We start from the raw sequence: 17,194 nt of genomic DNA, 5'->3' as shown, positions 1-17,194 counted from the left end.
CTCCTTCAGAGGGTGTTCGAAAGACGGCCGTAGATCAGTTCGTCCACGCCTTCCGCGTAGACGTCGCCTTTCTCGTCGACGCGGAGTGCGTACTGCGGCAGGTTCTGGGTTGCGTGCCCCCAGACCTGCTGGCCGCCCTTTTCACAGTCGAAGCGTGAGTAGTGGCCAGGACAGTTCATCGTCTTGTCGGCGCCGTTGAATGTGAGCGGGTAGCCCTTGTGGGGACAGAGCGTCGTGAAGCCGACGATGTCGCCGTCGGGGCCGACGCCGCCCTGGACGCGCTGGCCGATCTTCAGCAGAACGCCGGGCGCATTTTCGTCGGGGTAAGCGACGTCGAGCGGTTCGTTGAGCTTGAGATCTTTGACGTTCGCCAAGCGGTTGGCTGGATATTTGACGAGAGCCGAAGGAGTGTCGGCCTCAGCCTTGGAGGCGACCAGCGACGTCACCGCCACCGCGGCTGTCGCAGCGCCGGCGCCGCTCAAGAACCGGCGGCGGCCCGCATCCACAAGGTTGTCGCACCTTTTCATTTGTTTTCTCCCGATGATCTTTTATCCGGTCGGACATCCTCGCTACTGCACGCCACGGGCCAGTAGCGAAACGTGCATCATTTCAACGGCCCCGCCGACGCACGACGTGAAACAGCGCTGTTAGACGTTCCGAAATCCGAACATGGTGCGGCGCCGTCCGTTCGCGATTCCGACGGCAACGCGAGGGCGCTATCGCGCTTGCAAATACAGAAACCTGATTTATATCGTTGATCGACGATTGACGATTGGAGCGACCACATGATGACCGCCGCGCGCGCCCGGAGCGAACCGGAAACTGATGAAAACGCAGTGATCGCCGCCGTGGCGAAGGCACTTTCTCATCCTGCACGCATCGCCATTCTGCAATTGCTCGCCCGACGCGACACCTGCGTCGGCTGCGATATCGTCGAAGAAATTGGGCTGGCGCAGTCAACCACGTCTGAACACCTGAGAATCCTCAAGGCCGCGGGCATCATCGTCGGTGAGATCGAGCGGCCCAGGGTGTGCTATTCGCTCAATGTCGCCGCCTTGGGGCCATTGCGACACTTCCTCGGCGTGCTCCGGGTTCCTAACGTCGCGGCTACCCGATGATCGCTGCTCTTCTCATCTTCCTCGCGACCATCGGTCTGGTGATCTGGCAGCCCAGGGGATTAGGCATCGGCTGGAGCGCGGCGGCCGGCGCGGCGGTCGCGTTGCTGACCGGCGTCGTATCCTTAGGCGATATTCCTGTGGTCTGGCACATCGTCTGGAATGCGACCGCCGCCTTTGTCGCGATCATCATCATCAGTCTCCTTCTGGACGAGGCAGGGTTCTTCGAGTGGGCTGCCCTTCATGTCGCGCGGTGGGGCGGCGGACGCGGCTGCAAGCTCTTCATCCTCTTCGTGCTGCTAGGTGCCGCTGTGTCCGCTCTGTTCGCGAACGACGGCGCAGCGTTGATCCTGACCCCGATCGTGATCGCGATGCTGCTTGCTCTTGGATATAGTGACAAAGCCACCTTGGCTTTCGTGATGGCGGCGGGATTCATTGCCGATACCGCCAGCCTTCCATTGGTGGTTTCCAATCTGGTCAACATCGTCTCGGCCGACTTCTTCAAGGTCGGATTTGGTCGCTATGCAGCGGTGATGGTGCCGGTCGATATCGCGTCCATCGTCGCCACCTTGGCTGTGCTGCTGTTGTTCTTCGGGCGGGACATCCCTGCCGGTTACGATGTCGCTCAACTTAGAAAGCCCGCGGACGCAGTACGCGACCGTGCGACCTTCCGGGCGGGTTGGGTCGTGCTCGCGCTTCTCCTGTTGGGTTTCTTCGGACTTGAGCCGCTAGGGGTACCCGTGAGTGCAGTGGCGGCGGCCGGTGCAATCTTGCTCCTGGCGATCGCCGCCCATGGCCACGTCATCAGCACGAAAAAGGTCCTCCGCGATGCTCCGTGGCAGGTCGTTATCTTTTCGCTCGGCATGTATCTCGTCGTCTACGGACTACGCAACGCCGGATTGACGGCGTACATCGCTGGCATCCTGGATCGGTTTGCGGACGGAGGCGTATGGGGCGCCGCGTTCGGGACTGGCATCCTGACAGCCTTGCTTTCCTCGGTCATGAACAACATGCCTACCGTGCTCGTCGGGGCTCTTTCGATCGATGCATCGAAGGCGACCGGCCTGGTGAAGGAGGCGATGATCTATGCCAACGTCATAGGAAGCGATCTCGGACCCAAGATCACGCCGATAGGATCGCTTGCGACGCTGCTATGGCTTCACGTCCTTGCGAAGAAGGGCATCAAGATCGGATGGGGTTACTATTTCAAGGTAGGAGTATTGCTGACGCTTCCCGTCTTGCTGGTGACGCTTGCGGCACTGGCTATCAGGCTGAGCGTGGCACCATGACACTGCGCAACACCCGTTCGGGGTAATTGTCGGTAGTGTCTCGGTGGACCTTTCAAAACACGAAAACCGCCCACTGAGGAGGCTCTGACGCCTAATGCAAATCGTCTACGTCGAGAGGGAGTTTCAGTTGGGCCGCGCGTTCTTCGCGGTCCTTTCTACGAAGCGCGCCTTCGCGCTTCTCGAACTCCAACATTTCATCCTGAGCCATTCGCATGAAACGCTCGCGCGGAGTCATTGAGACTTGGGTACGATCTTGCATGTTCAACTCCCACGGTCTGTCACACACCGTATATGAAATTCGACGTTGCGTGAAGGTTCACATGTTGCCTTTGTCACAAGGTGACGTCGAGATTGTTGCCATTCAAACCAAGTCGCCGCATCTTTTCCCAAAGCGTCGTGCGGCCGATGCCGAGGAGCCGCGAAGCCGCGCCAACCTCGCCACTGGTGGCCGACAGCGCGCGAATGATATGGCGCTTTTCGGCGTTGGACCGGATGTCCTCCAGAGATCCCATCTGCCTTTCTTCGCCTGCAAAGTCGATGCCGTGCTCCGGAAACATGTCTCCTGGCATGACCCATTGCCCGAGTGCGAGGCCGACCGCGCGCTCCATCCGGTTGCGCAGTTCTCGAACGTTGCCCGGCCAGTCATAGGAGAGCGCCGCTTCTTCTGCCAAACTGCTAATGCCCTTCAGGGGCGTTTCCATCCGGTTCGCAAATTCCGAGAAAAAGAGATCCATCAACCACGGTATGTCCTCGGGCCGCTCCCGCAGCGACGGAATCTTCACCGACACCACGTTGATCCTGTAATAGAGGTCCTCGCGAAACCGACCATCCTTCACCATTTTCGACAGGTCTGCGTTCGTCGCGACGATGAGGCGGCCGGAAAACGGGACGGGCTTCTCGCCTCCGACGCGGAAGAAAGTTTTCTGTTCGATCAGCCGCAGCAGTTTTGCCTGCAACTCCGGTCGCAGTTCTCCGATTTCGTCGAGAAATAATACGCCTTCGGCGGCGCGTTCGGCGTATCCGAGGTGCCGCTGCGAGGCGCCGGTGAACGCGCCCTTTTCGTGACCGAGCAATTCGCTTTCGAGAAGGTCCGCAGGAATGGCCGCACAGTTCACCGCCATGAAAGGTAGGCCTTCAACTCCAGACATCGCGTGGAGGAATCTGGCGGAGATTTCCTTGCCGCTCCCGGTTTCCCCTGAGATCAGTACCGTCGACCTGAGTTTGGCGACGCGGGCTAACAGTCGTTCGAGATCCTTCATCTTGGGGGACACGCCCAGAACGTTCGCGCCCGCAACTTCGCTCGGACCCATCAATTCCCCGATCCGGACGAGGAAGTCATCCATTTCGAAGGGCTTCATGAAATAGTCCGCGGCGCCTGCGCGCATCAACCTGACCGCCTGATCGATGTCGCCATAGCCCGTGATGAACAGGAATGGCGGCACGTGTGACGACCGGGCAGCCGCACGGAAGACGTCCTCACCATTCAGATCCGGGAGCCTGATGTCGCAGATCACGGCTTCCAGCTTGCTGTCGGGCATCTCCCGCACCGCGTCCTTGCCGCGCTGCCACCATTTTACGGTCACGCCTTCGAGGGAAAGCCGCTGGACGATGCTCTCGCCCATGATCTGATCGTCCTCGACCAGCCCGACCATGCGTGTTTCAAGCGACATTGGATAACTCCGCCGTTGCCGTCGGGATGTTCACGGAAACCACAGTGCCGCCGATCGCTGGATTCTGCACGACGGCAGTTCCCCCCAGATCCGCGATCAGCCTGCTGATCGTCCACAGACCCAGGCCTCCGCCGTCGTAGGGCGGCGGTGACCCTGAACTGCTCAGAAGGATATCGGCGGCTTCCGGAGGCATCCCGGGGCCGCGGTCCGTCACGACGATCGAGAGGCCCGTGTCATCGGCCGCCGCGGCCACGTTCACGACCGACCCCGCGGGCGCAGCAGCGACAGCATTCAGAACGAGATTAAGCACGATTTGCCGTATTGGCGTGCTCGGCAGCGGCATTGCGCCGTTCAACGAATTTGCGATGACGATCTCGACGGACTTTCGCCGCGCTTCCGGACCGATCAGCAAGCCGAGGTCGTCGATGTCCGCATGTTGGAGGTCGCGGGTCGCGCCGTCGGAGCGGTAGACGGTGAGCGTAGTCCGGACGACGTCGCGAATTCCCACCAGGCCACGGTTCAGCAGTCCCAGGCTGACGTCGCGGACGTTCTTCAGATGGCCATGAGCTTTCAGGGTGGACAGCGCGTTGAACATCCCGCCAAGAGGATTGTTAATCTCATGCGCCACCGCTGACGCAAGCCGTCCCAGGCTGTTGAGGCGTTTTTCCTCGGCGAGCCGCTTGGCTAGTTCTTCTTTCTCCTTCATGGAGCGGACAAGTGAGTTGTATGCGCGGAAGAGGTGGCCGAATTCACCTCGCGTTTTGGCGACGATCTCGTCCGAAATAGGCAACGCGGACGTCGCATGCGCGACTCCCAGGTGTTCGGACAACACACGAACAGGCCGCATCATCCGCGTGACGAGAAGCCAGCCGGCCGCAGCCAGTAGCGATGTCAGAATCCCGTTCGTCAGCAAAAGCGCAAGCACGACGTCTCGCCGTTCGGAGGCGAGGTGGCGTGTGTCGAATGTCGCGTAGATGATACCGGCGACCCGTCCAGGGTAGGAAAGGGTCCGGACGGCTTTGGCGTCGTCGGCGCCCGCCCTGAAGCTGAAGCTTTCGTTGCTCGCATCCCGTGCGCGCCACACAGGGATAACTGTGCCGATGGGATGAACCTTCGGGTTCGAAGCGGCGATCACCGCCCCGTCGGCGTTGGTGACGATCGTCTCTTTGGGGTGCAAACTTTTGTTGACCGCCTGGGTACGTTCGATGGCGTCGAACACTTCCCAATTGTCTTCGCGCAGAATGGAGGGGGCAATCGCAGAAGACAGTCCGTCGAGATAGCTCTGCGAGAGTTCGGCCAGATGGCGTTCCTGTGTCTCCGCGAGCCTGGAAAGTACTTGCTCGGAGATGACCGCACCGACCAGCATCATCAGTGCTGCTACCGCAAGCGGCACTTTCAACGTGATCGGCAAGGAGGGCTGCAGCGTAAGCATGGCTAACCTGCCTCAGCTATCAAGGCTGCCTTGGCGGCGATCGGATCATAGAGCTTGGCCTCTTGGGCTTCGAAGCCATCGAGTTTCAGCAGTCCAAGCACGGCCCGGCCCTCGGGGTCGTGACGCATGCGATGCAGGGCCCGCGTCAGTTCTTTAAGGCGGTCGGCGTCGGTGGGGAGTCTGGGCGCCGCAATCGGCGGAAAGCCCAGCCACTCTGAAGCCTTCAGAACACGCGTTCCCGCCGTGAGCTCCGGCTCCATCTGAGCGACGACATCGTAGACATAGCCATCGACCGATCCCGAACCGGCCAGACCGGAAGCAACGGCGCGGATAACGTCGCGGTGCCCGTAGGTGAACATCGACTTCGAGAAGAATGCCTCAGGCCGAACGCGTTGCTCTGCGAGCGCCGCGCGCGTCACCAGGAACCCGGAATTGGAGTCTGGATCGGAAAATGCGTGTACGTCTCCGCGAAGGTCTGACAGGCCCTCGGCCTGCCGGTCGCGGTCGACGATCAGGTACGATTGATAGAGCGGCTTCTCCTGCCAGAGCGGCACCGCGACCAGTTGAAGTTCGCTGCGATGCATGACGAAGGGGAAGCCGCAGATCCACGCGGCGTCGAGTTGCCCCGACGTCAGCAACGCTGTTATTTCCTGATAGGTCCGCCGCATAACCAAGTCGACGGGGTAACCGGTCGCCTGCTGCAGATAAGACTGGAGGCGTCCCAACAACTCGAGGTCCGAGGTGAGGAAGACCGGGGTGAGGCCGAATCGGATAGGTGCCCGCGACCGACTTTCGGCGGCGGAGCTCGTCACGGCTCCCAAGAGCATGCCGGCGGAGGCAAGAAGTATTTCTCGCCTGCCAAAGCGACGGTCCGGATGTTGATCCATGAACCTCCCCGTTTTTCTTCTTTATTGTGGTTCTAAATCTAGCAGCAATGTTCGGTCTTACTGCAATATAATCTGACACCAGACGGGAGTTCCGGGTGGAGACCCACGGGCCGCAAGGCCAGATGCAGGACGTACTCATCATCGGCGGCGGCCAGTCGGGTCTCGCGGTGGGATACTTCCTCCGGCGCAGCGGCCTGTCGTTTTCGATCCTCGACGGCGAGACCGAGCCTGGTGGAGCGTGGACGCATGCCTGGCCATCGCTGACGCTGTTCTCTCCGGCGCAGTGGAGTTCGCTGCCCGGTTGGCCGATGCCCGTAGGGGATCAGACCTATCCCGGGCGGGGCGAAGTAGTTCGGTACCTCTCGCAATACGAAGAGCGCTACAAGTTGCCCGTCGAGCGCCCAGTCCAGGTGAAGGCCGTGCTTTCTGCGCCAGACTACCTGACCGCAGTCACCGACCGCGGGGAATGGAAGGCGCGATCCGTGGTCAGCGCGACGGGTACTTGGCGGGCACCGGTCGTGCCGGACTATCCCGACCAGACGCGATTCCAAGGGTCTCAACTCCATTCCGCCAACTACAAAGGACCCGAGGAGTTTGCAGGTAAAAGCATCCTGGTCGTCGGCGGCGGCAACAGCGGAGCTCAAATCCTCGCCGAGGTCTCTCAGGTGGCGCGGGCGACTTGGGTCACTTTGCGGGAGCCTACCTTCCTTCCGGACGACGTGGATGGGCGGGTCCTCTTCGAGCGGGCGACCGCCAGATGGGAGGCGTTGCAGGACAACGGGGCGGCAGCGACTCCGACCAGAGGCCTCGGCGACGTCGTCATGATCCCAGCGGTGAAGGTGGCCCGGGCGAGGGGAGTCCTGACCTCGGTGAGACCGTTTGTCCGCTTCACAGCGTCGGGCGTGGTCTGGGACGACGGCACCGAAAGCCAGGTCGATGCCGTGATCTGGTGCACGGGCTTCGCTCCGGCGCTTGAGCACTTGCGGCCGCTGAACATCATCGAAAGCGACGGCAAGGTTGCTGTAAAGGGGACGCGATCGATCTCCGAGCCGCGCCTGTGGCTCGTCGGCTACGGGGAGTGGACCGGCTTCGCCTCGGCTACCCTCATTGGAGTAATGCGCGGAGCGCGCCAGACGGCGCTGGAAATCGAGGCCGCGCTGAGAAAAACGCTGGTAGAGATTTGAACTGAACGGTTCACACGAAGGAATACTCAACCAGATATATAATTTCTGTCTTTCTAGAATAATAGTTGACTGCGGTTCGGAAAAGGCGGACATTTATCAGATGAAAATTGATGATGCTGCAAATCGCCTTGAGGCGCTGGGCAACCCGACCAGGTTAAAGATCTATCGCGCGCTGGTTAGAGCGGGCGAGGTCGGTTTGCCGGTCGGTCGCCTTCAAGACAAGCTGAAGGTAGCGCCTTCGACGCTGTCGCATCACATCAAGACGCTGGTGGCTGCCGGGCTGATCACCCAGGTCCGGGAGGCGACGACGCTCGTTTGTCATGCAAACTACGACGTGATGCGCGGCTTGGTGGATTTTCTCGTTGCCGAGTGCTGCGCCGACGCCGTCGAATGCAAGGATGCAAAAGACGCCGCTTGATCTATCAAAGACCTTTAATTCTATAATTCTGGTATTATGGGAGGAATGAATGACTGAACCAAAGACTGTCGCGGTCATCGGCGCAGGTCCAGTTGGGCTTGCCGCTGCCGCTCATGTACTGGAACGAGGCATGACGCCGATCGTCTTCGAAGCAGGCGCTGAGGTGGGTCATGCGATCCGGCAATGGGGCCACGTGCAATTGTTCTCGCCGTGGGAGTACAACGTCGATCGCGCAGCAGGACGTCTGCTTGAGGCAACCGGGTGGAATTCGCCGGCTCCCGATCAATATCCGACGGGATCCGAACTGGTTGAGCGGTACCTTGAGCCCCTGGCGACGAAGACGCCGTTGAAGTCGCATATTCTGACGTCAAGCAAAGTCACCGATATCAGTCGCCAGGGCTTCGACAAGCTCAAGACCAAGGGCCGCGACCTCGCGCCATTCGAGATCCACTATCAGAACACTGGATATCCGGAAGGGCTGGGAGAGCGGGTCGCCCGGGCCGACGCCGTGATCGACGCTTCCGGAACATGGGCCTCGCCGAACCCGGCGGGTGCCAACGGTCTCGCTGCCATTGGCGAAAAGGAGGCAGCCGGCAAGATCGCGTATGCGATGCCCGACGTGCTCGGAGCAGACCGGGCCCGTTATGCTGGCAAGACGGTTGCTGTGCTGGGGGCGGGCCACTCCGCGATCGGCACCCTGACGGACCTCGCGCGTCTGAAAGCTGAGGCACCGGGGACGGAAGTCATCTGGCTCCTGCGTGGCGCGGATCCGGCCAAGGCCTTCGGCGGCGGCGCCAACGATAAGCTCGCGGCTCGTGGAGAATTGGGAGTCGCGTTTGCGGCTTTGGTCGCGGCGGGTGACATCAAGGTCGAGCCAGCCTTCCAGACGACCCATATTAGCCTGGAAAACGGGGGCCTCCGGATCGCAGCCGGATCGGCGTGCTGCGGGCGTAAGATCGTCGCCGACGAGCTTATCGTAGCGACAGGCTTCCGTCCCGACTTGGCTTTTGTGCGCGAGTTGCGCATCCAACTCGACCCCGCCATCGAATGTCCGATCGCTCTGGCACCATTGATCGATCCGAACGAGCATAGTTGCGGCACCGTTCGTCCTCATGGCGCGCGTGAGCTGGCGCAAGACGAACCTGGGTTTTATTTTGCCGGCATCAAAAGCTACGGACGCGCGCCGACGTTCCTGATGATTACAGGCTACGAACAGTTGCGTTCGATCACGGCGCAGATCGCGGGGGACCATGACGCCGCTGGACGGGTTGAACTTGTCCTTCCGGAAACCGGCGTGTGTTCACGTTCGTCGGCCGACGTCACCACGTGTTGCGGCGGGCCCGCACCGACAGTAGACAATGCTTGCTGCGTCGCCGATGCCGTCGCGAAGCAGGACGGTAAATCGGGGTGCGGATGTTCATGATCGTTAGCGGGTGCGTTCACGGCCTGCCGCGCGGGACGCGCTCATTGTTTGTGGATCGCAGGGAGTGATCCGTCTCGGCAACTTGCGGGGGCGTCCCGCCATCATCGCGATGTGTCTGGGGCAGCTCGGTAGTTTGCTGCCGCACGTCGTGGTGCCTTCCATTCTTGCGCAGTTCCTGATTCCCGAGTGGCGATTGACCGGGGCGAACGCCGGATCGTTGGCGGGCAGCTATGCGGCGGGCTACATGCTCGCGGTCCCGTTCCTGGCTACGCTGACGGACAGGATCGATGCCCGCATCGTTTTGATTGCCGGCTCGGCCTTAAGTGCCCTCGCGACGCTGATGTTCGGATTGTTCGCGGAGGGGCTGTGGTCCGGTGCCGCACTTTGGGCGTTGGCAGGCATCGGCTTTGCGGGTGCCTACATGCCGGGCCTCAAGGCGCTGACCGACAGACTGGATCCGGGCGACTCGTCCCGCGCTGTCACGTTCTACACGTCGAGCTTCTCGCTCGGCGTTGGGCTTTCCTTTCTGGTCTCGCAGTTAGTGGCCGAGAGCTTCGGCTGGCGAGCGGCGTTTTACGTTACGGCGGCCGGTCCGTTGGCGATGATGTTTGTCTGTCTGCTCCTGAAGCCGATGACTCCGACGCCTAGCAAAGGGCGTTTACTGAATTTCGGACCAGTCTTCCAGAACAGATCTGCCATGGGTTTCATACTTGGCTACGGCGCCCATTGCTTCGAGCTCTATGGTATCAGAACGTGGCTCGTTGCTTTCTGGACGTTCGTTGCGGCCAAGGGGGGAGGCGGTACGCTGCTCACCCCGATCGCCATCAGCTTCGCATTCTCGATATTGGCGATGCCGTCCAGCGTCTTGGGCAACGAAGTCGCCTTGCGCGTCGGTCGCCGCCGCGCCCTAACGACCATCATGTTCGCATCGGCCGCAGTTGCGCTCCTGATAGGTATTTGCGCGGACGGCTCTCCTTGGCTACTGCTGCCGCTGATTTTGCTCTATGCGATCACTGTCCCCGCCGACTCCGGCGCGCTGACTGCTGGCATGGCGATGTCGGCCAATCCCGAGAACCGTGGTGCAACAATGGCCGTTCACTCGACGGTCGGATTCGGGTTCTCGGCGCTGGGAGCATGGGCCGTCGGTGCCGCGCTCGACGCGGCCGGGGGACCGCACGTGGCGTCGGCATGGTTGCCCGCATTCGGAGTTCTAGCGGCGGGCATACTGCTGGGACCCGTGGCTCTGGCGTGGTCGCGGACAGCAAGCGCAAATCACCAAGCAATTCAGAAATGAAAGTCGGCATGAGCGATCGTCAGCTTCCTATCATCTTTTCGCTCGGTACGTCGCAGACGCTCGCCTGGGCGTCCAGCTACTACTTGCCCGCGATCCTCGCCGACCCTATCGCGCGCGATCTCGGCATATCCAACAACTGGTTCTTCGCGGCGTTCTCGGCGTCGCTCGTCATCTCTGGATTGTTGGGACCCCGCGTCGGGCGGCAGATCGACCGGGTCGGTGGGAGGCAGATCCTTTGCATATCGAACGTCCTGTTTGCTGGCGGACTTGCTCTGCTCGGTGCTTCGACATCGCTGTGGTTTCTAGGAATCGCCTGGCTGTTGCTCGGAATAGGTATGGGTCTTGGTCTCTACGACGCTGCCTTCGGAGCTCTCGGTCGCATCTACGGGGACAAAGCCCGCCGGGCCATCACGGGAATCACTCTAATAGCTGGTTTTGCGAGCACCGTCGGCTGGCCCCTGAGCGCATGGGGGCTGGAGACCATCGGATGGCGCGGCACGTGCTACGCTTGGGCGGCTGCCCATATTCTAATCGGGCTACCGCTCAATTTCATCTTCCTACCGAAAGAAACTCCGACACTTCGGATGCAAGGTCCAGCCGTAAAGCCTCACATTGCCATCGATCGGACGATGGTTCTTCTGTCGTTTGCCTTCGCTGCTGCCTGGACGGTGACATCGGCGATGGCGGCGCATCTTCCACGCATCGTCGAAGCATTCGGCGCCACACCGGCCCAGGCCGTCTTCGCGGGCATGATGATCGGTCCCGCTCAGGTTGTGGCCCGCATCATGGAAGCCGGATTGCTCAACCGTTTCCATCCTCTGGTCTCGACCCGTCTTGCCTGTATCACGCATCCCATCGGAGCATGCGTGATCGGTGCATTCGGTGGAGGAGCGGCGGCGGCATTCGCACTGCTTCACGGCGCCGGCAACGGCATTCTCACGATCGCGCGCGGGACCTTGCCGTTGGCGATCTTCGGTCCGAAGGACTACGCATATCGGCTGGGCCTGATCGGCGCTCCTTCAAGAATTGCTCAGGCGTTGGCTCCGCTCGGATTCGGCTTGCTCCTCGAACCTATGGGCAGGTCGGTCGTCGTTGTCTCATCGCTGATGAGTTTGGCCGCCCTGATCGCATTATCGATGCTTCCTCGGGCGAGCGACGTTTCGACCGTTGCCAAGGCCTAACGAGTGACGCCGACTTGAAGGGCGTGATCATGTTGGGCGAGAATCCCGTCGATGTGGCACGTCTCGTCCCAGACCTGTCACAGGTGCGTCGAGCGCAATCGCAGGGCATTTCCAACCACCGTCACAGAAGACAAGGCCATAGCCGCTGCCGCGATGATCGGCGAGAGTAGCATGCCAAACGTCGGGTAGAGGACGCCTGCGGCGATTGGAATGCCCGCCGCATTGTAGATGAATGCAAAGAATAGGTTCTGCCGGATGTTGCTCATGGTCGCTTGCGAAAGACGGCGAGCGCGAATGATCCCACCGAGATCTCCCTTTAGAAGTGTCACGCCGGCGCTCTCCATCGCGACGTCCGTTCCCGTTCCCATCGCGATCCCGACGTCCGCTGCGGCAAGGGCAGGGGCGTCGTTCACCCCGTCCCCCGCCATCGCGACGACCCGCCCGGCCTTCTGCAGCTTTGTGACAACCGCGCTCTTCTGATCCGGCAGGACTTCAGCTTCGACCTCGGAGATGCCAAGGTGCTTCGCGACCGCGTTCGCCGTGGTCTGGTTGTCGCCGGTCAGCATGATGACCTTGATGCCCTCGACCGCCAGCGCTTTCAACGCTTCCGGCGTCGAGGCTTTGACCGGGTCGGCAATGGCGAGGATACCGGCGAGCTTGCCGTCGACCGCGATGTTGACGACGGTCGCGCCGTCACCGCGCAGCTTTTCTGCCTGCTCCTCCATTGACTCGGTTTCGATACCCGACGACGCCATGAACTTGGCGTTGCCGAGTAACACCACCTTGCCGTCGATCTTGCCCGTGACGCCCTTGCCCGTCGGGGAGTCGAACTCCGCGACATTGATGAGGTCCAGGTTTCGTTCTTTCGCCGCCCGCACGATGGCGTCAGCGAGCGGGTGCTCGCTTGATCGCTCCACGCTCGCTGCGAGCTTCAGAATCTCAGTTTCTTCAAAGCCGGAAGCAGGGACGATCGCAACCACCTTCGGCTTGCCCTCAGTCAACGTTCCCGTCTTGTCGACCACCAACGTGTCGACCTTTTCCATCCGTTCCAGTGCCTCGGCGTTCTTGATGAGGACGCCGGCCTGGGCGCCACGTCCCACGCCGACCATGATCGACATCGGCGTGGCAAGGCCGAGGGCACATGGGCAGGCGATGATCAGAACGCTCACGGCGGCGACGAGACCGAACGCGAAGTGCGGCTCCGGACCGAACCAAGCCCATGCAGCGAAGGCGACGATGGCCACGACGATCACGGCCGGCACGAACCATCCTGCCACGTGGTCGGCCAATCGCTGGATCGGGGCGCGGGATCGCTGGGCCTGCGCCACCATCTGCACGATCTGGGAAAGCAGCGTGTCACGGCCTACCTTCTCAGCGCGCATCACGAACCCGCCGGATTGGTTCAGCGTGCCTGCAATGACCTTGGCGCCGACGTCCTTGGTGACGGGCATGGACTCGCCGGTCACCAAGGATTCATCGAGCGAGGATCGGCCTTCGATCATGACGCCATCGACAGGCACTTTCTCGCCGGGTCGCACACGCAGTCTGTCACCGACGGTGAGGCTGTCCAGCGCGACCTCATGGTCTTGGCCGGTTTCGTCCACCAATCTCGCCGTCTTCGGCGCGAGATCGAGGAGAGCCTTGATCGCCCCAGACGTCGCCTCGCGTGCGCGCAGTTCGAGCACCTGGCCGAGAAGGACCAGGACAGTAATCACCGCTGCGGCCTCAAAGTAGACGGCGACCGCGCCACCATGCATCCGGAACGCCGGCGGGAAGACGGCAGGGGCGACGGTGGCGACCAGGCTGTAGACGTAGGCGACGCCGGTCCCCATCGCGACCAACGTGAACATGTTGAGGTTGCGGGTGACGAGCGATTGCCAGCCGCGCACGAAGAACGGCCACCCAGCCCACAGCACGACCGGCGTGGCGAATGCAAGCTGGATCCAATTCGACAGCGTCGGATCGACCCAACCGTGATCTCCCATGAGGTGGCCGCCCATCTCCAGGACGACTGCGGGCAACGCCAACGCGAGACCGATCCAGAAACGTCGCGTCATGTCCGCCAGTTCGGGGTTCGGCTGATCGTCAAGGCTGATGGTTTCGGGTTCGAGCGCCATTCCGCAGATCGGACAGCTTCCAGGTCCGACCTGACGGATCTGCGGATGCATCGGGCAGGTGTAGATGGTCCCCACCGGTGCGGCGGCCGGCTGCTGTCCTATCGAGGACTTATGAAGGTATTGTTCCGGAGCGGCGGCGAATTTGGTCCGGCAGCCTGCGGAACAGAAATGGTAGGTCTCGCCGCCGTGCCCGAACCGGTGCTTGCTCGTCTCCGGATTAACGGTCATGCCACAGACCGGGTCGACCGCCTTATTGTCGCCGACAGAAGCGGGATGGTGATCATGTGCGTCGTGGCTATGAGCGCCATGTCCCGAGGCGCCGCCGCAACATTCCGCACTGGGAGCCGCCGCTTCCGGAACGGCCGATGCTTTCGGTGAACAACCGCAGCCACCGGTCGAATTTGCTTTTTCCGTCGCGGTCATCTAGGTCTCCTTCGTAACTTGCAACCCATACCCTGTAGGGGTATATAGGCCCGATGCGTAAAGACATCAAGATTTCCTGCCAGAAGCGTCTCAGCCGGATCGAGGGACAGGTACGCGGCCTTTCTAAGATGGTAGAGGAGGACCGTTACTGCATCGACATCGTGACGCAGATTTCGGCGGTCCGTGCCGCGCTCCGCCGCGTCGAGGAAGAGGTACTTAAGGACCACGTCTCCCATTGCGTGGAGCACGCGATCGCGAGCGGCGACAAGGCCGATCAGCGCCGGAAAATCGCGGAACTGATGGCCGTCGTCGGAAGGGCGGAACGATGACCTGCGGGACGTCTTCCGGCTTGGCGTGCCAGACATTCGCGGATAAGGTTCGCGGATCGACTCGAATGATCGAAAGCAACTGACACGAAATGCTCGTCAGGCTCACCAGGAACCGGCGGATGAAAGCAGGGTGGATTGTCGCCCTGGTCTATCTGTTGTGTATCATGGCGCCGACGCTGTCTTACGCCTTGCCGGGCGAGCACGCCGTGGTGCCCTGCATGACCATGGAAGGCGTCGTGTCGGGCTCGATGCATATGCACGATGAAGCCGTTCAGCCGATGCACGCCCATATCGACGGACAGATGGACGGTCACTCGTCGGCACATTCGATGGCGATGTTCGACGACGACGAACAGTCATCGATGTCGGCCGCCATGGACGGCGACAAAGCTCCATCCAAGAATGGCCCGCACACGACCAGCGGCCAGTGCTGCGCGCTGATGTGCGTCTCCGCGATGCCTGCGCCCCTATTCGATATCGCGATGCCTTCGATGCCGACCGTGGTCCGCATCGTGACCAGCTACCGTGCTGTGGCCGATAACGCCCCCGCCGAACACTACCGTCCCCCCATCGCCTGATTTGATCGCTTCGACGCGGTGCCGCACCCGACGAGGGTGAGCGCGCCTGTGGTCCATCGTCATTTCGGGAAAATAACATGTTTGCGCAGTTTGGGGCGAAGCTCGCCGCCGTTCGTTCGGTGGCCGCGAGACTATTCGATAGACGACAATCGGTGTTGGTCGCTGCGTCCGCAGGCGTTCTCACTCTGGGGGGCTGCCTGCCGACGACGGTGCCCTTGGCCGGTGCCGATCCGGCAGATCCTTCGGCAAGGGTGGCGGGAGTCGGCTACCGCTCGACTGTTGCTCCCTATACCAGCCTTCGTCCGGTCGCTCCGTCGTCATGGAGGGAGCAGAACGACCGTGTCGCTCCCGCGCCGAAGTCCGGCCAGTAGGAGTGAACATGCCGAAGAAGCATCACATCTCGCAGATTCCGACCGTGCGCCGCGGCTGCAAGCCCGCAGCGGCCGCCTTCCTGTTCTCCTCACTCTTCCTGTCCGGGTGCGCCACCTTCTCACCTGATGCAGGCATGGGCGTGGTCGCCGGTGTCGCCGGCGAGACCATCAAGAAGGACGTCATCTCGATCAGGACCCAGGACGACGCGCAGCGCGCCGATGGTGCCGTGAAAGAACTCCTCCGTCGGACGCTCACCGTGGACAGCGCGGTGCAGGTCGCGCTGCTGAGCAACCGGGGTCTTCAGGCCGCCTACAACGAACTGGCGCTCGCCGAGACGGATCTCGTCGCCGATAGTCTCCCGCCGAACCCGACCTTTTCCATATCCCGCATCTCCGGAAGCGGAGCGGTCGAGATCGAGCGGCAGATCGTCGGAGACATCCTGGCGCTGGCGACGCTGCCGTTTCGGTCGGAGATCGCCCGCCAACGCTTCCGGAAGGCCCAATTGCGCGCCGCCGAAGAAACGCTGCGGCTCGCCGCCGACGTCCGCAGGGCCTACTACCGGGCGGTGGCGGCCAACGAACTCATCGGTCTTCTGAACGACGCCAAGTCGACGGCCGAATCCACCGCCCAGCTCGCACAGAAGCTCGGCGAGACCGGGTCGCTTAACAAGCTCGACCAAGCCCGCGAGCAGGTCTTCTACGCGGAGACGACGGCCGATCTGGCGACGGTCCGTCAGGACGCGACGAGCTCCCGCGAGCGGCTGATCCGGCTTCTGGGGCTCTGGGACGGCGACATCGGCATCAAGCTGCCGCAGCGGCTTCCAACTCTGCCGCGCCGTCCGCTGTCACTACCCGGCATTGAGGTCGACGCCGTTACCCACCGCATCGATCTGCAGATCGCGCGCATCGAACTCGCCGCGCTGGCGAAGTCGCTGAACCTCACCCAGGCCAGCCGCTTCGTGACGATGCTGGACGTCGCGGGGATCGACCGCAAGACCCGCGATCCCGAAGGTGCGCCGTTCCGCGAACGGGGCTTCGACATCCAGTTCCAGATTCCGATCTACGATGGCGGAGAGGTGCGCGTGCGCCAGGCCGCCGAGACTTACAACCAGTCCTTCAACCTGCTGACGGAGAAGGCGGTCAACGTCCGCTCCGAAGCGCGCGATGCATTCCGGGTCTACCGCTCGACCTACGACATCGCGGGGCACTACCAGCGCGAAGTGCTGCCTCTGCGCAAAATCATCTCCGAGGAGATGCAGTTGCGCTTCAGCAGCATGCAGGTCGACGTGTTCGCGCTCCTCACGGAGGCGCGGCAGCGCATCGCAGCGCTGCGGGCCGCCATCGAGGCCAAGCGCGACTTCTGGCTCGCACAATCCGAACTACAGACCGCGGTCAACGGCGGCGGCGGCGGCGAAGCGCAATCCCAGTCCAAATCTTCGACGACCGCCCAGGCTTCCGGCGGCGGAGGGCATTAAAATGGAGA

17 protein-coding genes are annotated in these 17,194 nt (G+C 61.9%); 11 read left to right on the top strand and 6 right to left on the bottom strand.

All coding sequences use genetic code 11. From position 1 onward, the window contains the following. Positions 1–5: 5 nt before the first annotated feature. The gene (locus tag A4A58_RS25085) at positions 6–527 is read right to left on the bottom strand and encodes an arsenate reductase (azurin) small subunit (protein WP_068737288.1); all 522 of its coding nucleotides are present in this window, start codon (positions 525–527) and stop codon (positions 6–8) included. Between the two features lie 258 nt (positions 528–785). On the opposite strand from A4A58_RS25085, the gene A4A58_RS25080 reads away from it, so the two are divergent. Both A4A58_RS25080 and A4A58_RS25075 read left to right on the top strand, forming a co-directional pair. After that, the gene (locus A4A58_RS25080; protein WP_068737286.1) at positions 786–1,118 is read left to right on the top strand and encodes an ArsR/SmtB family transcription factor; all 333 of its coding nucleotides are present in this window, start codon (positions 786–788) and stop codon (positions 1,116–1,118) included. Further along, complete coding sequence (locus tag A4A58_RS25075) at positions 1,118–2,404, top strand: arsenic transporter (protein WP_433993655.1); 1,287 nt, start codon at positions 1,118–1,120, stop codon at positions 2,402–2,404. Before A4A58_RS25080 ends, A4A58_RS25075 begins: the two co-directional genes overlap by 1 nt. A gap of 91 nt (positions 2,405–2,495) precedes the next feature. On the opposite strand, the gene A4A58_RS31195 is transcribed toward A4A58_RS25075, so the two are convergent. The 4 genes from A4A58_RS31195 to A4A58_RS25060 form a co-directional block, all read right to left on the bottom strand. Further along, positions 2,496–2,663 (bottom strand): hypothetical protein, encoded by a 168-nt coding sequence (locus tag A4A58_RS31195; protein ID WP_192855934.1) that lies wholly within the window; start codon positions 2,661–2,663, stop codon positions 2,496–2,498. Positions 2,664–2,736: 73 nt separating this feature from the next. Further along, positions 2,737–4,074, bottom strand: a complete 1,338-nt coding sequence (locus A4A58_RS25070; protein WP_068737281.1) for a sigma-54-dependent transcriptional regulator — start codon at positions 4,072–4,074, stop codon at positions 2,737–2,739. Further along, entirely contained in the window at positions 4,064–5,506 is a 1,443-nt protein-coding gene (locus tag A4A58_RS25065) for a sensor histidine kinase (protein ID WP_068737279.1), read from the bottom strand. The genes A4A58_RS25070 and A4A58_RS25065 overlap by 11 nt, the downstream gene beginning before the upstream one ends. A 2-nt stretch (positions 5,507–5,508) precedes the next feature. Next, the gene (locus tag A4A58_RS25060; RefSeq protein ID WP_081422055.1) at positions 5,509–6,393 is read right to left on the bottom strand and encodes a substrate-binding domain-containing protein; all 885 of its coding nucleotides are present in this window, start codon (positions 6,391–6,393) and stop codon (positions 5,509–5,511) included. A 122-nt stretch (positions 6,394–6,515) separates the two neighbouring features. Here A4A58_RS25060 and A4A58_RS25055 point away from each other — a divergent pair, with 122 nt between their 5' ends. The 5 genes from A4A58_RS25055 (at position 6,516) to A4A58_RS25035 (ending at position 11,893) form a co-directional block, all read left to right on the top strand. Then, positions 6,516–7,577 (top strand): ArsO family NAD(P)H-dependent flavin-containing monooxygenase, encoded by a 1,062-nt coding sequence (locus tag A4A58_RS25055; protein WP_068737490.1) that lies wholly within the window; start codon positions 6,516–6,518, stop codon positions 7,575–7,577. A 100-nt stretch (positions 7,578–7,677) separates the two neighbouring features. Further along, the gene (locus tag A4A58_RS25050; protein ID WP_068737275.1) at positions 7,678–7,995 is read left to right on the top strand and encodes an ArsR/SmtB family transcription factor; all 318 of its coding nucleotides are present in this window, start codon (positions 7,678–7,680) and stop codon (positions 7,993–7,995) included. A gap of 49 nt (positions 7,996–8,044) precedes the next feature. Next, positions 8,045–9,418 (top strand): NAD(P)-binding domain-containing protein, encoded by a 1,374-nt coding sequence (locus A4A58_RS25045; protein ID WP_068737273.1) that lies wholly within the window; start codon positions 8,045–8,047, stop codon positions 9,416–9,418. Positions 9,419–9,527: 109 nt separating this feature from the next. Then, on the top strand, positions 9,528–10,712 hold the full coding sequence (locus A4A58_RS25040; protein WP_192855936.1) for an MFS transporter: 1,185 nt from the start codon (positions 9,528–9,530) through the stop codon (positions 10,710–10,712). Between the two features lie 8 nt (positions 10,713–10,720). Continuing rightward, positions 10,721–11,893, top strand: coding sequence for an MFS transporter (locus A4A58_RS25035; protein ID WP_068737485.1), 1,173 nt, complete (start codon positions 10,721–10,723; stop codon positions 11,891–11,893). A 77-nt stretch (positions 11,894–11,970) separates the two neighbouring features. Here the strand turns inward: A4A58_RS25035 and A4A58_RS25030 are convergent, their stop codons facing one another. Further along, positions 11,971–14,433 carry a heavy metal translocating P-type ATPase gene (locus tag A4A58_RS25030; RefSeq protein ID WP_068737271.1) on the bottom strand — a complete coding sequence of 821 codons (2,463 nt, stop codon included), beginning with the start codon at positions 14,431–14,433 and terminating at the stop codon, positions 11,971–11,973. A 53-nt stretch (positions 14,434–14,486) separates the two neighbouring features. On the opposite strand from A4A58_RS25030, the gene A4A58_RS25025 reads away from it, so the two are divergent. The 4 genes from A4A58_RS25025 (at position 14,487) to A4A58_RS25015 (ending at position 17,186) form a co-directional block, all read left to right on the top strand. Continuing rightward, the gene (locus tag A4A58_RS25025) at positions 14,487–14,762 is read left to right on the top strand and encodes a metal-sensitive transcriptional regulator (protein WP_068737269.1); all 276 of its coding nucleotides are present in this window, start codon (positions 14,487–14,489) and stop codon (positions 14,760–14,762) included. A 119-nt stretch (positions 14,763–14,881) separates the two neighbouring features. Next, positions 14,882–15,340 (top strand): hypothetical protein, encoded by a 459-nt coding sequence (locus tag A4A58_RS25020; RefSeq protein WP_068737267.1) that lies wholly within the window; start codon positions 14,882–14,884, stop codon positions 15,338–15,340. A gap of 77 nt (positions 15,341–15,417) precedes the next feature. Continuing rightward, on the top strand, positions 15,418–15,711 hold the full coding sequence (locus A4A58_RS29890; protein ID WP_081422053.1) for a hypothetical protein: 294 nt from the start codon (positions 15,418–15,420) through the stop codon (positions 15,709–15,711). A gap of 8 nt (positions 15,712–15,719) precedes the next feature. Further along, positions 15,720–17,186 (top strand): TolC family protein, encoded by a 1,467-nt coding sequence (locus A4A58_RS25015; protein ID WP_068737264.1) that lies wholly within the window; start codon positions 15,720–15,722, stop codon positions 17,184–17,186. Positions 17,187–17,194 lie beyond the last annotated feature (8 nt).

The organism is Tardiphaga robiniae (genome assembly GCF_001618955.1).
Taxonomy (GTDB): Bacteria; Pseudomonadota; Alphaproteobacteria; order Rhizobiales; family Xanthobacteraceae; genus Tardiphaga; species Tardiphaga robiniae_A.
Note: the sequence above shows the minus strand (reverse complement) of the source record. Positions and strands in the feature narration are given on the sequence as shown.

What these genes read in the sequence shown, in the direction of transcription:
- A4A58_RS29890 (WP_081422053.1), top strand. Translation starts at nt 15,418, where the DNA reads ATGTTTGCGCAGTTTGGGGCGAAGCTCGCCGCCGTTCGTTCGGTGGCC.
- A4A58_RS25050 (WP_068737275.1), top strand. Translation starts at nt 7,678, where the DNA reads ATGAAAATTGATGATGCTGCAAATCGCCTTGAGGCGCTGGGCAACCCG.
- A4A58_RS25070 (WP_068737281.1), bottom strand. Translation starts at nt 4,074, where the DNA reads ATGTCGCTTGAAACACGCATGGTCGGGCTGGTCGAGGACGATCAGATC.
- A4A58_RS25040 (WP_192855936.1), top strand. Translation starts at nt 9,528, where the DNA reads ATGTGTCTGGGGCAGCTCGGTAGTTTGCTGCCGCACGTCGTGGTGCCT.
- A4A58_RS31195 (WP_192855934.1), bottom strand. Translation starts at nt 2,663, where the DNA reads ATGCAAGATCGTACCCAAGTCTCAATGACTCCGCGCGAGCGTTTCATG.
- A4A58_RS25060 (WP_081422055.1), bottom strand. Translation starts at nt 6,393, where the DNA reads ATGGATCAACATCCGGACCGTCGCTTTGGCAGGCGAGAAATACTTCTT.
- A4A58_RS25030 (WP_068737271.1), bottom strand. Translation starts at nt 14,433, where the DNA reads ATGACCGCGACGGAAAAAGCAAATTCGACCGGTGGCTGCGGTTGTTCA.
- A4A58_RS25065 (WP_068737279.1), bottom strand. Translation starts at nt 5,506, where the DNA reads ATGCTTACGCTGCAGCCCTCCTTGCCGATCACGTTGAAAGTGCCGCTT.
- A4A58_RS25015 (WP_068737264.1), top strand. Translation starts at nt 15,720, where the DNA reads ATGCCGAAGAAGCATCACATCTCGCAGATTCCGACCGTGCGCCGCGGC.
- A4A58_RS25085 (WP_068737288.1), bottom strand. Translation starts at nt 527, where the DNA reads ATGAAAAGGTGCGACAACCTTGTGGATGCGGGCCGCCGCCGGTTCTTG.
- A4A58_RS25045 (WP_068737273.1), top strand. Translation starts at nt 8,045, where the DNA reads ATGACTGAACCAAAGACTGTCGCGGTCATCGGCGCAGGTCCAGTTGGG.
- A4A58_RS25035 (WP_068737485.1), top strand. Translation starts at nt 10,721, where the DNA reads ATGAGCGATCGTCAGCTTCCTATCATCTTTTCGCTCGGTACGTCGCAG.
- A4A58_RS25055 (WP_068737490.1), top strand. Translation starts at nt 6,516, where the DNA reads ATGCAGGACGTACTCATCATCGGCGGCGGCCAGTCGGGTCTCGCGGTG.
- A4A58_RS25080 (WP_068737286.1), top strand. Translation starts at nt 786, where the DNA reads ATGATGACCGCCGCGCGCGCCCGGAGCGAACCGGAAACTGATGAAAAC.
- A4A58_RS25020 (WP_068737267.1), top strand. Translation starts at nt 14,882, where the DNA reads ATGAAAGCAGGGTGGATTGTCGCCCTGGTCTATCTGTTGTGTATCATG.
- A4A58_RS25025 (WP_068737269.1), top strand. Translation starts at nt 14,487, where the DNA reads ATGCGTAAAGACATCAAGATTTCCTGCCAGAAGCGTCTCAGCCGGATC.